We start from the raw sequence: 15,597 nt of genomic DNA on the forward strand, positions 1-15,597 counted from the left end.
AGATTCGACATGCCAAACGTTCTGGTGGAACGGGTTCCATTGCTTCTCAACGCTTCCCCCTTTGATCAATCAGACCTGGCTTTAGGGTTTGAGAAAAGAAGATCGGTAATATTCGATACAAGGGAAGTTAGTAAAGAATTTACATATCATTGCAGCAGTAATTCCTTCATGTGTATAGGGATTAATCAGGGGTTTTAAACACTGTAAAAGTTCTTGGTCACACCTGCAAGAGGAATAGCCACGTATTTTGTAACATAGATCATGTTGTTTACAGCAATTATCTACTCTGTTCACTGGTGCCCCTGGACCGCTACAAAAAGGACCACACCAATTATATCCAGGAATACATGTTTTTTGATTAAACCGTCTTAAGCGCATGACATCATCTACCTTGCTAATTTTTATCAATTTATGCATGTATAGCGAGGCATGCAATAGTCTTATGACTATTGGTGACAGCACCACTATTAATCCAGGAAGTCCGGCTCCTCCTTTAGAATCCGGTCATATAGAGGTTGGAAGTTAATGACGCCTGCCTGTGGAAAGCCGACCTGTCCCCTTGTCAGTTTGGCTTGTTCATCAGGAATAAGAATGGGTTTTCCAACCGATTCAGCCAGGATCTGGGCCTGGCAGGCTCTCTCCATGGAGATAAACCACCAAACGGCAGCTTCTACTGTCTGTCCTACGGTCAGGAGGCCATGGTTTTGGAGAATGACTGCCTTATGCTCACCTAATGCCTTGACAATGCGCACTCCTTCTTCTACTTCATAAACCACCCCATTATACTCCTCAAATAGGCCATGATCCTGATAAAAGGCGCAGGCATCCTGGGAAATCGGATCCAGTAAACGCCCTAGAGCAGACCATGCTTTTCCATAGGTAGAATGAGAATGGGCTGCGGCAATCGTATCAGGTCTGGCGGCATGAATTTGAGAATGGATGGCAAAGGCCGCCCGATTCACATGCTGGTTGCCCTCGACTACCTTCCCGTCATGATTGACAAGCAAAAGGTCCGATACGCGAATTTGACTGAAATCCATGGCAAACGGATTGACCCAAAAGTGGTCCGTCAGCTCAGGATCCCTTGCCGTTATGTGGCCGGCTACACCCATATCAAATCCCCATCAGGCAAACAATCGAAAAGATGCGGCTAAGCGTAGTTTTCGATGCTGCCTTTCCTCTTCCACGGTCCTGCTCGGCTGATTAAAGCGTTCATGTTCAACTAATTGGGTCAATGCCCTTCACTCCTTCATATGAGATTAAGATCCTAAAGACGGCAAAAAGGTTCTCCCCTTCATTTTCTCCACGGGAACCCCTAGACTTAACACACTTTGATTCACTTGCATATGTGCTTCTCCCACCACCATGCGGATCTCTTTTCCGTCCGCTCTGATCGTGGTCGTTTGGGTCGGCTCATGCCAGTCTACAGAAGCGCCTAGCTGTTCGGCCAGAAAACGGGCAGGAACAAGTGTCCTTCCATTTTTCACTATCGGTTGGATTTGTTCATCCGCGGGATCTATTAATCTCATGGATTGATCGATGAGAGCGTGGGGATGGTCCTTAAATAAGAGAACTAGCCAGGGGACTCTCCTTCGGTGCGGGTTGTAAACATGCATAAAACCCCCAAGAGCAAAATGAATAGAAATGATATGTTGTTTACAGTAGCTTTCATCCTCTTCCTCCACTATCGATGTCCTTTTAAAGCTTTTACAACCGGCATAAGATTAACTCCTTATTATTAGACAAAGATATTCAGCTTATTTCAACGGACGGCTCGATATTTACCTGATGCAGAATAGAGGCCTGCCAAAAAATAAAGCTGTACCAAAAAAATCGATTTTTACCGATCCTTTTGAGACAGCCTCATGTTAGTTCCTTTAATTTTTTCTTTACTTTTGATAATTCATTTTCAACAACATTCCAAACAATCTCTAGATCAACACCAAAGTAATCATGGATTAGTACATCACGAAGACCAGCCATATTCCTCCATGGTATTTCCTGATGTTCTCCCCTAAATTCTGTTGATATATTCTTAGTCGCTTCCCCTATAATCTCGAGATTCCGGATGACTGCATCCTGTACCATTCCAGATCTGATAAAGCCTTCTTTATCCAGTTGATCGGTGTACGTTTCAATTTTATCGATACTATCTAGGATATGTTTAATATAGACTAGATCATTTTTCTTTTTCATAATTGTATTGCATCCTCTAAAATAGAATCCTTCATGTATTTATTCAATCCATTTTCACTTATAATATCTACCTTAACTTGAAGAATGTCTTCCAATTCATCTTTCAATTCGATCAAATCAAATAAACTTCTTCCATGTTCGAAATTTACAAGTAGATCAATGTCACTATTATGATTATCTTCGTTTCTAGCGACGGAACCAAAGACCCTAACATCATAAGCACCATGTTTTTCGGCAATACGAATAATGAGATCACGTTGCGTCTTTAAAGTTCTTAGGTTCATTATAGTAGTAGCACCCCCTTAATTAAAACTGTATCACAAATTAACATCATTATCGAATATTTGTTCCTAAATATTTTTGTTTTGTTACGTTATTATTCACGGGAACAAGAAGCCCTCTTGAGAGAGTTCGACAAACTTCGACTGGGGTCAGACCTTTAGAAGGATAGGCGAACGATGTAGCAATATTAGTCGATAATATAAAACGGAGCTGATCTCACACATTTATCGACCCATCACCAGTGAGTTCCTGTATAAGAAACAATTCCAAAAGAAAGAGAACACCACCGTGCGACAGGTTGAATGATTTCCTTGTCAAACGTAAGAAGCAGTCCTCCCGGCTGACATGGCGTTCCATCGCATAGACCAGACTTCCTCGGTCCCTTGTGAAGACCAAGCCCATTCCAATGGGGACGGAAACCTCCATCATAGCAATGTAGTTCCAGCAATCCCAGCCTTCTCTGCTGCCGGTGGCTCCCTGCCTTCAAATCCTATAATTCCCATGAGATCCGGTCTAGGCATTAGCATAAGCCTTTTGTTGGTCATCCTCACTTGCCACAGTGGTTACCACTTCAATATCGGGATATTTTTCAGCGACATAAGCTTTCGCCGTATCGACTTTGGCGATTTGGTTTTGTGCACCTAAACCCGCAACCATGAACGCAACCTTTCCTTTGCCCCCATTAGCCTGCCATCACTTCAGATCATTGCTCTCCCAACTCCTTATCTGTAGCAGGGGCCAAGTAATACTTACAATCCGTGTCCGGGGCATCGCTGTCCCATGTCATGACTTGGGCTTCCCGCTGGATCGCCTTTTTAAATACAGGACCCCCTGCCTTCGCGTCATTCGTGGCTCCCCCACTCCTGTCACTTCTCGGGTGAGCAAATCTCGGGCGGTGACAGGCACTCTACTATTTGTATTCGTTTTGGGACAACTGTACAAACCTTACCCCTTCCTCTCCCATATTCTATAAGAGAAATGAACCTATCAAATGAGGAGGAGAGGAAAAATGTTACTATGGGTCAGTTTGCTAGTTGGATCTGCCGCCGCATTATCAGCTATCCTCTATTTTTTGATCCAACAGCATTTGGATAGCCAGGTTCACCCGCACTTCCCCAATGAGTTGATTGTCAAATTTACCGATGGAATATCCGACGAGGAAATCAATGACATTCATCGGAAAGCGAAGTGTGAGGTTATAGGGAAAAATGAAGAGCTAGGGATCTACACCATAAAGTCCAGGCGAAAAATGAGCCGCATGCTCAAACATTACAAGGGTCTTTCGCAAATCGAATACGCCGAACCAAACTATAAATTTAAAGCCTCTTATACACCGAATGATACGTATTATTCGTATTATCAGTATGGTCCCCAGAGAATTCAAGCTCCATCGGCTTGGGATGTTACGCAAAGTCAGGCCTCTATCCGAATTGCTGTGGTGGATACGGGGGTTGAATTAAATCATTCTGATTTGAGAGGGAAATTGCTTAACGGCTATGATTTCGTAAATAATGACAGTTTTCCGAATGATGGGAACGGCCATGGAACCCATGTTGCCGGGATTGCGGCCGCCGTTACGAATAATGCTTTAGGGATTGCCGGAGTCGCCCCGCTCGCGTCCATCCTTCCTGTCCGTGTTCTCGGCAATGACGGAAGCGGCTCCTTAACGGCTGTCGCAAACGGGATTATCTATGCTGCCAATCAAGGCGCAAAAGTCATTAACCTGAGTTTGGGATCACCTGCTCCTTCCTCGACACTGCAAAACGCCATTCAATACGCTTGGAATAAAGGGGCTGTCATCGTTGCAGCTGCCGGAAATGACGCTTCCCCCACACCCAATTACCCCGCAAACTACCCCAATGTGATTGCCGTGGCATCAACCAATGAAAATGACTTCAGATCCTCATTCTCCAATTACGGAAGATGGGTAGAGGTGGCAGCTCCCGGGGAAGATATCCTATCAACTTATATCGGCAACCGGTACGCTTATCTTAGCGGAACATCCATGGCTTCGCCGCATGTAGCCGGATTAGCCGCCTTGCTCCTTGCACAGGGACGAAATAACGTACAAGTTCGGGATATTATCTTGCGAACCTCAGATCCGATTCGCGGGACTGGAACTCTTTGGCAATATGGGCGAATCAACGCAGCTCGGGCTGTAAGATCTTAGAGGCAAATCAAATCCAAGCCATTCTCAACCAGCGCGGTAACAGCTGGCAGGGCCCAGAATGGCTGGATCAGGTTCGTCCAAGCATTCGGTTACTTTCACACGTAGAATGGGGGTGGTAATCCCCTCATAGGGGGCCATTTTGGCCGTTCGAGAGATTATCGAGAGATTAAACCCCTGTTTCGAGAGATTTTTCCTCTATTTCGAGAGATTATTGCATTGGAGGATTTCTGTAAAGGATATACTCGATCATACAAGGCCTACATTTTTAAATTACCTTCAAATTTTTAAACACACTAAACCCAAAGCGGCTCATCCACTCTCAAAATGAAAAAACAATAAGAAATCTTGGTCTTCGATGGAAAAATAGGCCTGAGATCAGCCATCCGGAATAAAATCAGTTAATGTTTACTATTTAAAACTTTTTCAATTTATTTTTCACAGCTCATTTTCATACTCTATTATTTAGTCCTTTAACTAACTCCTATATTCCGCTACTCTTCTAGTCTGCTCGACAAAACCTCCCCTGTCTCCCCTTAAAGGATAAACCAATCATCCTGCCGTCCCACTTCGTCCCAACGGAAGCAAAAAGCCCAGACAATCAAAACCCTGCAATTCAATAGTTAAATGTTAAACAAGGCCGTAGGGTTTTGTAGGTTCCCTACGGTTTTTGATTTGCCATTTGAAAAAACCTTCGAGTTCATCCTGAAGTATGTACACTCCCTTATTTCCTTTAATGAGATTTCCTCATGAGAGGACTTTGCTGCCTTGTTGATCGCAACAACCTTGTGGTTTGCGCTCAATATGTTCGAGAAGTAACGGATCATTCAAACTATGAAGCAGCTCTTGAAGCAGCACGCGAAGCAACGAAAGTAGCTCTATAATAAATGAAGGAACCCTAATGCCAGGGTTCCTTTTATATTTAAGATATACTTTTAAAAGTCATCCGGGATTGACCATAGGCACTCACTAATTTACCTTGCGTAAGAGGGAATCGTCGAGGGCTTTTGAAAATGCCTCGGGGTCTGTCCCTGCTTTCCAACTCTCGCTCCTTACGGTAGGCAATGCCTCCTCAAGAGCTTCACTTTTTACTCCTTATTCATGAATTTCTTACTCGCTGCTTGATTCATCTCTAGCGCAAATTCATACAATTGGTAGCAAACCCAAGCACCGCCATCGACATGGCCTTGGGCTCTTTCGCCCAGCCAGCTTGAACGGCCGATCTTTGACATCATAGCTGCTGTTTCTTCAGCCGATTTCTTTGCTGCATGGGTAACATCCGTGAGGATTTGACCGCTGCTCTTGCCTCGCTGAACCCCTTCGCGGAAGATTTGTACGGCAGGAATAAAGGCGTCCAAAACCGTCTTATCTCCTAATTTGGCACCTCCTCTTTTCTGAATTTCATCCGCCATACTTTGTTGGATATTTACCCAATCCTCAAGGGAAAGCTCTGCTTGATCCGGCTCTATTGATTTGCCGGCCGCTATCAAGGCGGAGGCGATTAGGATGCCCATCGTGGAAGGAGCAGCCTTGCGAAGAGCTTTTCCGCCGACTTGGAACCATTCTTTGACCGAGTGGCACGTTTCTGCACTTTCAGCTAAAGCCTTCGCTCCCAATAACATGGTAACGCCTAAATCTCCATCCCCTTGGGCGCCGTCCAGCTCATTCCACTTCTCCTTATGCCGTTCGGCAAAGGCAACCAGCAACGGGCTTATCGTTTTGAAATTCATGATCAAGCCTCCCCGAATTGCTTGAAGAAAGGGGACTCTGCAGGGGCATCCAGATACTTCTTTAACTCTTCATCCAATTTAAGCAAGGTAACGGAACATCCTGCCATATCCATGGATGTAGCATATTCGCCTACATAAGTCTTGTAAATGTTGATTTTGCGCTCGGACAGGAGGAGATGAACGTCTCGGTTTACTATATACAGCTCTTCTAAAGGAGTAGAACCAGAACCGTTGATAAGGACTGCCACTTCATCATCCGGTTTCAATGCTAAATCTTCTATTAAATAGTGCGTGATTTCTTCTGAAATCTCTTTAGAAGTTTTCAATTTGCTGCGTTTGATCCCAGGTTCCCCGTGAATGCCCATCCCGATTTCCATCTCATCTTCTTCAATCGTGAAAGTCGGCTTCCCTGAAGCGGGAATGGTGCAGGAGGAAAGAGCTACCCCCATTGTGGCTAGGTTAGCAACCGTTTTTTCGGCCATTTGTTGTACCTTTTCTAAGGGTGCCATCGCCTCTGCACAAGCTCCTGCAATTTTATAGGCAAAGAAGATGCCAGCTACCCCTCTTCGGCTTTGCCAATTTTCACGAGGGGCGGATGCGACGTCATCTGCCACCCGAACGGTTTTTACCGTGATTTGATCCTCTTCTTCCAGCATTTCGGCAGCCAGATCAAAGTTCATTTTATCGCCAAAATAATGCCCGTAAAGAAAAAGGACTCCTGCTCCCCCGTGAATTTCCCGCGCGACATCGATCATGGCATCTGCGCTAGGTGAGGTAAAAACACGACGGATGAACCGTCGGCAAGCCCCTTTCCAACGTACCCCAGAAAAACGGGAAGATGTCCGGATCCTCCTCCTGTAGCTATCGCTACCTTACCAGGAATAGGCGCATCTGAACGGACAATTCCTCTTTTTTCATGGTTAGAAAAGCGCAGTTGATCAGGATGGGCATAAATGATGCCTTCTAAGGTCTCCTCTACAAATGTCATCGGATTATTAATGATTTTTTTCATCCGGTTTCACCTCATATCGTGCTTACACATATTCCTTAGCAAGCAGCCCTGCATTCTTTAGAGCGGCAGAAATATTCAAAGATTCTTCCGCACTGACTGGCTGGTATGGATGTCTTGGAACCCCCACGGGCCTTCCTTGAAGCCTTAATGCTTCCTTAATGCGGGAAGACAAGTTTGGCCCTTCTACCGAACGCCAAATGGCCAATATCTCTTCATGGATTTGCATTCCTTCATTATAATTTCCAGCCTGCACAGCATCCCATAACTTGACGGATAGATGTGGAGTCACCGTAGGAATCGCTGCAAGAGCACCATGGGCTCCCATCATGAAAGCAGGGAAATGCAAGTCATCGATGGCAGCTAATATCGTCAGCTTATCCTTCACTTTCCAAAGCAAATCGGCCAGCAAATGCATGTTTCCGCCGCTCTGCTTGATGCCAATGACGTGCGGAACCTCTTCTGCCAGTTTTTCCACTACTTCTATAGGAATCATCGCCCATGGAACGACATTGTAGAGGACAATGGGCATATCCAGCTCTTCACCGATTCGGCGATAGTAATCTATCGTTCCTTCTGCACCCGGACTGAACAAATAATGGATCGGCGTGATTTGCAAAACGTCCACTCCCACAGCTTTCAGGGCTTTGCCGTACTCGATCACTTGGGCTGTGGAGTTTTGGATAATCCCCCCGACTACTGGAATTCTCCCCCCCACTTCTTCCACGACAATTTGACAAACCCGGGCGCTTTCTTCAATAGATAATTTTTCCCCTTCCCCTGTTGTACCGCAGGCACAGATCCCGTGAATATTAGCATTTAACAAATATCTTACGTCATTGCGGAGCATGTCTTCATTGATAGTATCATCTTCATTGAATGGGGTAACAACCGTAGAAATAATCCCTTTTAACTCTACATCTTTCATGATAGATCCCTCCATTAATATGATGGCGTTCTTTTCAAGCACCAACAACAATCTGATATATTAGATTCCACACTGATAATATCCTAATTTTTGAAATGTTTCAATACTTTTTTGTTATAATTTTTGTAATTGACAGATTTTTATGACCTATGCTATTGTGTAGTTGAAATATCAGATTCCAGTTTTAGGGTATTGTAAACGAATTCAGAGATTAAAAGGGGAGGTCACAGAATGAGGAAATGGTTTTCTTTTGCGTCAGCACTTTGCTTAACGGTTGGGTTAGCGCTTACAGGATGTTCTTCTTCCACAACAGATACCAATACAACCGCGAACACAGGCGCCAATCAGGAAAAACCGGCACAGACGACCGAAACGAAGGAAGCATTTGAACTGCCAAGCGGCGATGTCAGTATCCTGATTCCCGTTGCAGCTGGCGGAGGAACAGATCTGACCTGGCGAACCGTAGCCGAATCAACGAAAGATATTCTGGGAAGAAACATTGTGGTTGTCAATAAACCTGGAGCTGGCGGAAGCGTAGGCTTAGCGGAAGCTTCTAGACTTAAAGCTGATGGGCTGCATCTGTCCAGTTATACCTCGGAGATCTACACCCTGCCTATCTTTCAGCAAACAGCCTTTACTCCAGAAGATTTTAAACCTGTCATTTTAGTCAATTTTGATCCTGCAGCTCTTGTCGTTCCAGCCGATTCTCCCTATAAAACAATTGAGGAATTTATAGCCGCGGCAAAGGAAAATCCAGGGGGAATTTCCGTAGGCAACTCCGGGTTCGGTAACATTTGGCATCTATCAGCTGCCGCCTTTGCTGAAAAGGCAGGCATCGAATTGAAGCAAGTTCCGTTTGAAGGAGCTGCACCAACCGTACAAGCCGCACTAGGAGGACATATTAATGCATTTGTTGCTAGCCCTCCAGAAGTAGCGTCTCAAGTTGAAGCGGGCCAACTTCGCATTCTGGCTGTCATGTCCGATGAGAGATTGGAAAAGTTCCCGGATGTCCCTACTTTGAAAGATATTAATATTGATTTTAGCGTCGGTACCTGGAGAGGTCTAGGCGTGCCAAAAGATACTCCGGATGAAGCGGTTAAAATTATTCATGATGCGATCGCTGAGGGGATTCAATCTGAAAGTTTTAAAAGCTTTATGCAAGAACGCGGAATGGGTATCAAATATATGAATACAGAGGATTTCACGAAATTTGCCGCTGAGCAAAGGCCACAATTTGAGGAATTAGCCAAGAAGATTAAAGAAACCCAGAAGTAAACAAATGAACTTCAGGAAGGGTATAGCTCTTCCTGAAGTTTATTTTTCAACTCAAGCTACGAAAGAGGGTCAATATGAACATCAAAATGATCAACGGTGAAGTAGGATTAGCCTTGCTTTTATTCCTCCTATCCATCGCCTATGGATATTCCGCTTTGTCTTTTCCGGAAGGGTACGGTGAAGTGGGCCCTGCTTTTTTCCCCTACCTCATCACAATAGGATTAGCAGGGATTAGTCTTATACTCATGGTAAAAAGCATAAAATCTTCTCCGGTTAAATTCACATTTTCCAAACCGCACTTCTTCCTATTCCTGCTTCTAGCAGGCTATTGCCTTTTGCTGCCTATCGCAGGGTTTAAGGCTGCCACGATTGCCTTCAACGTATTTGTAAGCCGTTTATATGGATTTGCGGGTTGGGTAAAACCGCTTATATTTTCCATTATTATGACTTTATTGCTTTATGGGCTCTTCGCTATCATTTTAAAAGTTCCTTTAACATGAATGGATTAGGGGGTGTATCCGATGGACTTACTCGCTGGATTTTCGATTGCATTAAGCTTCTGGCCCCTGCTTGCCATTGTCGGCGGAGTTCTTGCAGGACTGACGCTGGGAGCACTTCCGGGCCTCACTTCCACGATGGCCTTAGCCGTGCTAATGCCTCTTACCTTTGGAATGGATCCTATCCTATCGATTTGCATGCTCATTGGGATTTATGTCGGCGGGATCTGCGGCGGATCGATTACGGCGATCTGTATCAATATCCCAGGTACGCCTGCCTCCGCGGCAACGGCTATTGATGGAAATGCGCTCTTCAAAAGAGGCGAAGGCGGGAAGGCCTTATTTGTTTCATTCCTTTGTTCGGCCATAGGCGGGCTGTTTAGCGCCGTCATTTTAATTACTCTGGCTCCTGCAGTTGCCAAGTTTGGACTCAAGTTCGGGCCGCCGGAATATTTTGCCTTAGGGTTATTGGGATTGACAATGGTCCTCTCCGTATCTGGCAAACACTTATTTAAAGGCTTAGCAGCCACTTTTATAGGACTCATGATAGCGACGATAGGCGTCGATCCGGTTTCCGGATTTGCGAGATATACGGCAGGAAGTGTGAACCTCCAAGCGGGCATTTCCTATATTCCTGCATTAATAGGCTTATTCGGGCTCAGTGAAATGATCAGCAATCTAACAATGAAAGAAAACAAGGTAGAAAAAGCGCAAACCTTTGACCGCATCTGGATCAAATGGGCGGAACTCAAGCAATTAGGGGGGACTCTCCTCCGCTCCTCTTCGATCGGAACGGCAGTAGGCGCGATACCGGGAGCCGGAGCGGATATTGCCTCATGGGTCAGCTATGATGTGGCGAAAAGAACGGCTAAAAAGGAAGAGAGAATTGGGGAAGGGAATATTAAAGGAGTAGCTGCTTCGGAAGCTGCAAATAACGCCAATGTAGGCGGTGCCCTCATCCCCATGATGACGTTCGGAATACCCGGGGATGGCCAAACGGCCGTGTTAATCGGCGCTTTAATGATTTCAGGGATGACGCCGGGGCCCTTACTGTTTGAACAGCATCCCGATTTTGTGGGGGCCATGATGGCAAGCGTGATTATTGCCAACATCCTCATTTTTGTATTTGGAATATCCATCACGCGCTTTTTAATCAAACTGATCGATCAACCGACGAAAATCATCAATCCCATTATTATTCTGCTTTGCTTGATTGGAGCTTTTGCGATCAATAATAGTTTTTTTGATGTGGGGATTACCTGCTTATTCGGTTTATTGGGAGTCATTTTGAAACGATATGACTACCCCCTTCCTCCTCTTATATTGGCGCTTATTCTCGCACCCATGATTGAGTCTAACTTTCGCAAAGGCTTGACTCTAACAGACGGCCAGTTCCTGCTGTTTTTCCAAAGGCCCCTGTTTTTAGCCTTAATTGCGATTATGATCCTTTCCTTATGGGGATTCTTCCGGATGACGAAGAAACATTCGATTTGATTGATAAAAATGCCCTTGACTCTTTTTTAAAAGATTCAAGGGCATCTCATTATCAGCTCATATTAAAATAATCCGTTTTCGAATAATCATCGAGCATATCCAGTTTTACCTCTTCAATATGAATTTCCAATAAATCTCGCGCTAATTTGCCATTCTTATCAAACAGGGCCTCCAGGATCTGCTTATGGCGCCGACTGGAATGGTACATTCTCTCTTCCGTGGTCGCCGTAATGACGCCAAACCAGCGTATGTGACTCTCGATAGTGCTCATAACATTTTGGATTCGGACGTTTCCACAGTATTTAAGAATGGTTCCATGAAAATTCGTGTCACTTTTCATAAAATATTCATATTCGCCTTGCTTAATCATGTCTTCGGCATGCAAAATCTCTTTTTGCAAATCAAACAACGCTGATTCAGGCAAATGTTCTATCGCTAGCTGTACAGCCTTCATCTCAATGGCTTGTCGCAGATCATATATTTCTATAATATCTTGTTTGGTTGGAACCGTGATGTAGCTGCCGGAACGGGGCTTAACGTCTACTAATCCTTCCATGTTAAGTCTATTCAATGCTTCTCGAAGAGGTGTTTTACTGATTTTAAGCTCTTCTTGGAGTTCAATGAAATTAAGCCGAGTTCCGGGTTTTAATAGGTTATTGATAATTCGATCTCTAATGATGACATAAACTTGGTCTGATAGCTTTTCCGTATATAATTGCGTATCTGAAGAAGTCATAAAACTCCTCCTCTCCCATTTATAGTCGATAACAATTATAGAAATGAAAAACAATAGCAATACTGGAATCTAATATATCAATAAAAATTTATCACATTCCAATAATTTTGTCAATTGTGCATAAATACGCTATTTGCTAAATCCAAATGGGAGTATTTTATCTTAAAACTGGAATGAAGTATTCTAGTTTTAAGATAAGATAGAGCAAGACATGGAATCCAAGTAATCCTACTCTTCTGGCTCTATGACGGGATTAATGGAGAGAAACCGATGGTGCCTGATCTTAATAAGCGAGAAATATTGTTTCACCAAGTTAGTTATATCAACAATAACAAGATTAAATTATCACCTTTGACAAATCATCTTCCTACATCACATAGGTCAACCCCAGTCCTGCATATGTTCTAATGGGGGTGATTCAGCATGTATAACCTTATATATCGATTGAATAACAATCAAACAAAAAAGTCGGATAAAGGAAATTTTGAGTGTTACATTGTTCATGGGATAGATATTACTTTGTGTATGCTATTTAAAGGTTTCAAAATTTCTCAATCAACAGATACCCTCGAAGAGGCAGTAAGGCTTATGCCCGAAATCATTGAGAAATTACAAGCATCGAATCAAAACTGTGACAAACAAAATCTATGATTGAATAAATATACCAAGCAGGAAAATATATTGTAATGACAAGGGTACAGTCCCTTTACAAATATCCTCTTCTTGCTTCGGTGAGAAGGGGATATTAATTTATGAACCCAAAATGTCGATTTAAATAGGCGATCGCCGTTCCAAAATGACGATAATTGATATATTGCCAATACGACGCGGATGAACTTTCAGCACCCCGCTGAGTTTTTTTCTTGGCTCTGTTAAACGTCATTGTAGATTTTTCCATTTTATTTCTTGCGGACATAGGGTTCGTTACATGGGTAAAAATCGCTTTGTGTTAAAGCCGAACGGACATATGTTCCGTTATTTCTTTAAATGCTTCTATTTTCCGTTGTTTTTTAGCAATTAGCGAACTTAGTGTCCGCTTAGTTTACCAAAGTGGCGTTTTTCGCGAAAATAACAAACCATATGTCCAAAAAAATCAACAATCAAGGATAACAGAGCCTTTCTTATAGGGCAACCACTTAATGAAATATCCACCATTGAACCGCACCAACCGCCCAAGCAAAATTCAATAAGTTTGAATTTAATATTGGAACAAGCGAGGTTACCTCCTCCTCAGCTTGAGAGTTCATCCTCAGCCGGACTCGGGCTTGCTGGTACGCACGGCAAGCTTTACATATTTTCGAGAAAACATTGACGTTTTGGATAAGGTATATACATTCTATAACCATCAACAGCAGCAGTATAGAAAGTTTCAACAATGGTAGGGAATATATTCCTGTCGAAATTTACGCCTCATTCTTTAAGAAAACTCATCAGGAATGGCTTCTTTACAAAATAAAAAGCGCCAGTGTTAGGGCGCCCGTAATAAATTCTTCTTTAATTCGTGGTACCTTTATGATTAGGGAATAGAAACCCCGCCAGAACTTATGCCACTTGTACTGCAACCGTGAACCTCTAAACACTATAATCAACCTCCTTGTAAAGTGAGCTGATACTTAGTTTGCGGCTCTTTACTACTCTATTCGGATGAGTACAAGATTTTGTGTACCAAAGTTAGTTTAACCCTCTTGATCAAGCATGGAAAAGGGATTAAGGAAATCAATCGATCTAGATGAAAAAGAAGCCCACTCAAGAGCAATGTTCTTGTGTGGGCTCAACCATTTCGAAGGGATATCATTACCCCCGAGGCGGGCTTTTTTTATTCACCGGAATTTCACAGCCATTTTCATCACAAGCAGCTCCTTCTTGTGCATCAACATTAAAGGGGCCATCTTGTTCTAGAATCTGTTGAAAAGTAGTAAGAAACATCTCTTCCGACTGGGCTCCCGTTATGGCGTACTTTCGATTAATCAGGAAGAAGGGTATGCTGCTGATGCCAAGTTCACTTGCTTCTTGTTCATCGGCACGAACCACTTCCCCCATGTCATCACTTGACAGCATGGCCGAAGCCGCTTCTCGCTCAAGCCCGACTTCTGCAGCCAGCTCAACCAACGTACCCTTGTCTCCAATATGCTTCGACTCTGTATAATAGGCTCGCAAAAGGCGTTCGGTCATTTCCTTCATCATCCCTTGGCGTTTAGCATACATAGCCAATCGATGGGCATCAAAGGTGTTAGTCAATTTGATTTTCTCGAATTGAAAATCTAAACCTACGGATGCAGCCATTTGTTGTACTCTTTGTGCATTGGCCTTCGCTTGTTCAAGGCTCATCCCATACTTATTTGCTATTTTCTCATAATAATCCCCTTGGATATCCCTCTCGGCTGTTGGATCAAGCTCGAAGCACCGATAAGTGACCTCAACCGGATGGTCAAACTTCTGAACAGCGTCCTCCAGACGCTTTTTGCCTATATAGCAAAAAGGTCAAGCAAAATCCGTCCACATTTCGATGAGCATACTAATCCCTCCATTCGTTCGCTTTCTATAAACAATAATATACTTATTTTATAAAAGTAACAATATTTGCCTTACCCATATCTTTGTAAATATACAAAGAATATTCGCTTGGCAAGGTGAAGCGAAGCTTTACCGGTCGTTCAGCAAATGTATCTTTATCTAGGTACTTCAACCCAATCCTCTATTGATCACATTTCATATATTACTAATAGATAAATTGAAAGGTGGGAATCCCGATGAATAGACTCTGGTCATACGCTGGTGGCTTAGTAGGTGGTCTAGCTATATCTGCTACCACTTTTACAGGTGCTTTCTTATCTGACTTAAGTCCACTTTTTGAAATTGTTTCTTTATTAGCTATCCTCGTTTTTTCTGGTGCGCTAATGTGGGAAGGGATCAAAGCTTTAATTAACAAATAACTTAAGGACTCCTGAGAATCAGGAGTTCATTTTTTTCCTCATTGTTTCTTCATCATCTGGTCACATTTATTCGATGTATGGGTAGCACTTGTGATTTCTCTCTAACTTATCCGTAAACGGATAGTCGTCCACATCATGTTGGGACAATGAAATGATGGATGAAATCACCCCCAAATCATATTAATAAAAACCTATGATATCATTACCGAAGTCAAAACCTGACCGAATTTCCCTATTATTAACTTCTATCCAGCGCTAATTCATCTCTGCTGGGTGCAGTTGGCGGCTGTTCCAACCAACCATTGTCGATCATGATGTTTACTCCATCCTCAGCATATTGTCCAACCTCT

The 15,597-nt window shown here is 43.4% G+C and carries 20 protein-coding genes; 6 read left to right on the top strand and 14 right to left on the bottom strand.

Annotation, left to right across the window (positions count from 1 at the left end; all coding sequences use genetic code 11):
• Nucleotides 1-81: 81 nt before the first annotated feature.
• The 7 genes from ABLT31_RS28045 to ABLT31_RS28075 form a co-directional block, all read right to left on the bottom strand.
• Nucleotides 82-417: a phospholipase gene (locus tag ABLT31_RS28045; protein ID WP_367758045.1), complete on the bottom strand. Its 336-nt coding sequence runs from the start codon at nucleotides 415-417 to the stop codon at nucleotides 82-84.
• A gap of 50 nt (nucleotides 418-467) precedes the next feature.
• Nucleotides 468-1,112 (bottom strand): class II aldolase/adducin family protein, encoded by a 645-nt coding sequence (locus ABLT31_RS28050; RefSeq protein ID WP_367758046.1) that lies wholly within the window; start codon nucleotides 1,110-1,112, stop codon nucleotides 468-470.
• A 147-nt stretch (nucleotides 1,113-1,259) separates the two neighbouring features.
• Nucleotides 1,260-1,616, bottom strand: a complete 357-nt coding sequence (locus ABLT31_RS28055; RefSeq protein WP_367758047.1) for a copper amine oxidase N-terminal domain-containing protein — start codon at nucleotides 1,614-1,616, stop codon at nucleotides 1,260-1,262.
• 247 nt (nucleotides 1,617-1,863) lie between these two features.
• Complete coding sequence (locus ABLT31_RS28060) at nucleotides 1,864-2,196, bottom strand: HepT-like ribonuclease domain-containing protein (protein ID WP_367758048.1); 333 nt, start codon at nucleotides 2,194-2,196, stop codon at nucleotides 1,864-1,866.
• Nucleotides 2,193-2,480, bottom strand: coding sequence for a nucleotidyltransferase family protein (locus tag ABLT31_RS28065; protein ID WP_367758049.1), 288 nt, complete (start codon nucleotides 2,478-2,480; stop codon nucleotides 2,193-2,195). Before ABLT31_RS28065 ends, ABLT31_RS28060 begins: the two co-directional genes overlap by 4 nt.
• A gap of 233 nt (nucleotides 2,481-2,713) precedes the next feature.
• A complete protein-coding gene (locus tag ABLT31_RS28070; protein WP_367758050.1) occupies nucleotides 2,714-2,965 on the bottom strand; it encodes a hypothetical protein in 252 nt (83 codons plus the stop codon).
• A 26-nt stretch (nucleotides 2,966-2,991) separates the two neighbouring features.
• Nucleotides 2,992-3,135: a hypothetical protein gene (locus ABLT31_RS28075; RefSeq protein WP_367758051.1), complete on the bottom strand. Its 144-nt coding sequence runs from the start codon at nucleotides 3,133-3,135 to the stop codon at nucleotides 2,992-2,994.
• A 352-nt stretch (nucleotides 3,136-3,487) separates the two neighbouring features.
• Between ABLT31_RS28075 and ABLT31_RS28080 the strand changes: the two genes are divergently transcribed.
• Complete coding sequence (locus ABLT31_RS28080) at nucleotides 3,488-4,648, top strand: S8 family peptidase (protein ID WP_367758052.1); 1,161 nt, start codon at nucleotides 3,488-3,490, stop codon at nucleotides 4,646-4,648.
• Nucleotides 4,649-5,394: 746 nt separating this feature from the next.
• The gene (locus tag ABLT31_RS28085) at nucleotides 5,395-5,529 is read left to right on the top strand and encodes a hypothetical protein (protein WP_367758053.1); all 135 of its coding nucleotides are present in this window, start codon (nucleotides 5,395-5,397) and stop codon (nucleotides 5,527-5,529) included.
• A gap of 204 nt (nucleotides 5,530-5,733) precedes the next feature.
• Here ABLT31_RS28085 and ABLT31_RS28090 read toward each other — a convergent pair whose 3' ends face one another.
• From ABLT31_RS28090 to ABLT31_RS28105, 4 genes are read right to left on the bottom strand one after another with little or no spacing between them, the layout of a single operon-like run.
• Complete coding sequence (locus ABLT31_RS28090; protein WP_367758054.1) at nucleotides 5,734-6,375, bottom strand: DAK2 domain-containing protein; 642 nt, start codon at nucleotides 6,373-6,375, stop codon at nucleotides 5,734-5,736.
• 2 nt (nucleotides 6,376-6,377) lie between these two features.
• Nucleotides 6,378-7,130: a dihydroxyacetone kinase subunit DhaK gene (locus ABLT31_RS28095; RefSeq protein ID WP_367758055.1), complete on the bottom strand. Its 753-nt coding sequence runs from the start codon at nucleotides 7,128-7,130 to the stop codon at nucleotides 6,378-6,380.
• Nucleotides 7,127-7,387, bottom strand: a complete 261-nt coding sequence (locus ABLT31_RS28100) for a dihydroxyacetone kinase subunit DhaK (RefSeq protein WP_367758056.1) — start codon at nucleotides 7,385-7,387, stop codon at nucleotides 7,127-7,129. Before ABLT31_RS28100 ends, ABLT31_RS28095 begins: the two co-directional genes overlap by 4 nt.
• 22 nt (nucleotides 7,388-7,409) lie before the next feature.
• Complete coding sequence (locus ABLT31_RS28105; protein ID WP_367758057.1) at nucleotides 7,410-8,312, bottom strand: dihydrodipicolinate synthase family protein; 903 nt, start codon at nucleotides 8,310-8,312, stop codon at nucleotides 7,410-7,412.
• Nucleotides 8,313-8,543: 231 nt separating this feature from the next.
• Between ABLT31_RS28105 and ABLT31_RS28110 the strand changes: the two genes are divergently transcribed.
• From ABLT31_RS28110 to ABLT31_RS28120, 3 genes are all read left to right on the top strand, one after another.
• Nucleotides 8,544-9,587 carry a tripartite tricarboxylate transporter substrate binding protein gene (locus ABLT31_RS28110; protein ID WP_367758058.1) on the top strand — a complete coding sequence of 348 codons (1,044 nt, stop codon included), beginning with the start codon at nucleotides 8,544-8,546 and terminating at the stop codon, nucleotides 9,585-9,587.
• Nucleotides 9,588-9,661: 74 nt separating this feature from the next.
• On the top strand, nucleotides 9,662-10,087 hold the full coding sequence (locus tag ABLT31_RS28115; protein WP_367758059.1) for a tripartite tricarboxylate transporter TctB family protein: 426 nt from the start codon (nucleotides 9,662-9,664) through the stop codon (nucleotides 10,085-10,087).
• 21 nt (nucleotides 10,088-10,108) lie between these two features.
• The gene (locus tag ABLT31_RS28120) at nucleotides 10,109-11,578 is read left to right on the top strand and encodes a tripartite tricarboxylate transporter permease (RefSeq protein ID WP_367758060.1); all 1,470 of its coding nucleotides are present in this window, start codon (nucleotides 10,109-10,111) and stop codon (nucleotides 11,576-11,578) included.
• A gap of 52 nt (nucleotides 11,579-11,630) precedes the next feature.
• On the opposite strand, the gene ABLT31_RS28125 is transcribed toward ABLT31_RS28120, so the two are convergent.
• Together ABLT31_RS28125 and ABLT31_RS28130 are read right to left on the bottom strand one after the other, a co-directional pair.
• Entirely contained in the window at nucleotides 11,631-12,314 is a 684-nt protein-coding gene (locus ABLT31_RS28125; protein ID WP_367758061.1) for a GntR family transcriptional regulator, read from the bottom strand.
• Between the two features lie 1,794 nt (nucleotides 12,315-14,108).
• The gene (locus ABLT31_RS28130; protein ID WP_367758067.1) at nucleotides 14,109-14,783 is read right to left on the bottom strand and encodes a DsbA family oxidoreductase; all 675 of its coding nucleotides are present in this window, start codon (nucleotides 14,781-14,783) and stop codon (nucleotides 14,109-14,111) included.
• 281 nt (nucleotides 14,784-15,064) lie between these two features.
• Between ABLT31_RS28130 and ABLT31_RS28135 the strand changes: the two genes are divergently transcribed.
• Nucleotides 15,065-15,247, top strand: coding sequence for a hypothetical protein (locus ABLT31_RS28135; protein WP_367758062.1), 183 nt, complete (start codon nucleotides 15,065-15,067; stop codon nucleotides 15,245-15,247).
• A 238-nt stretch (nucleotides 15,248-15,485) separates the two neighbouring features.
• On the opposite strand, the gene ABLT31_RS28140 is transcribed toward ABLT31_RS28135, so the two are convergent.
• On the bottom strand, nucleotides 15,486-15,597 hold a 112-nt coding region (locus ABLT31_RS28140), incomplete at its 5' end, for a DUF3231 family protein (RefSeq protein WP_367758068.1).

Source organism: Ammoniphilus soli (assembly GCF_040813775.1).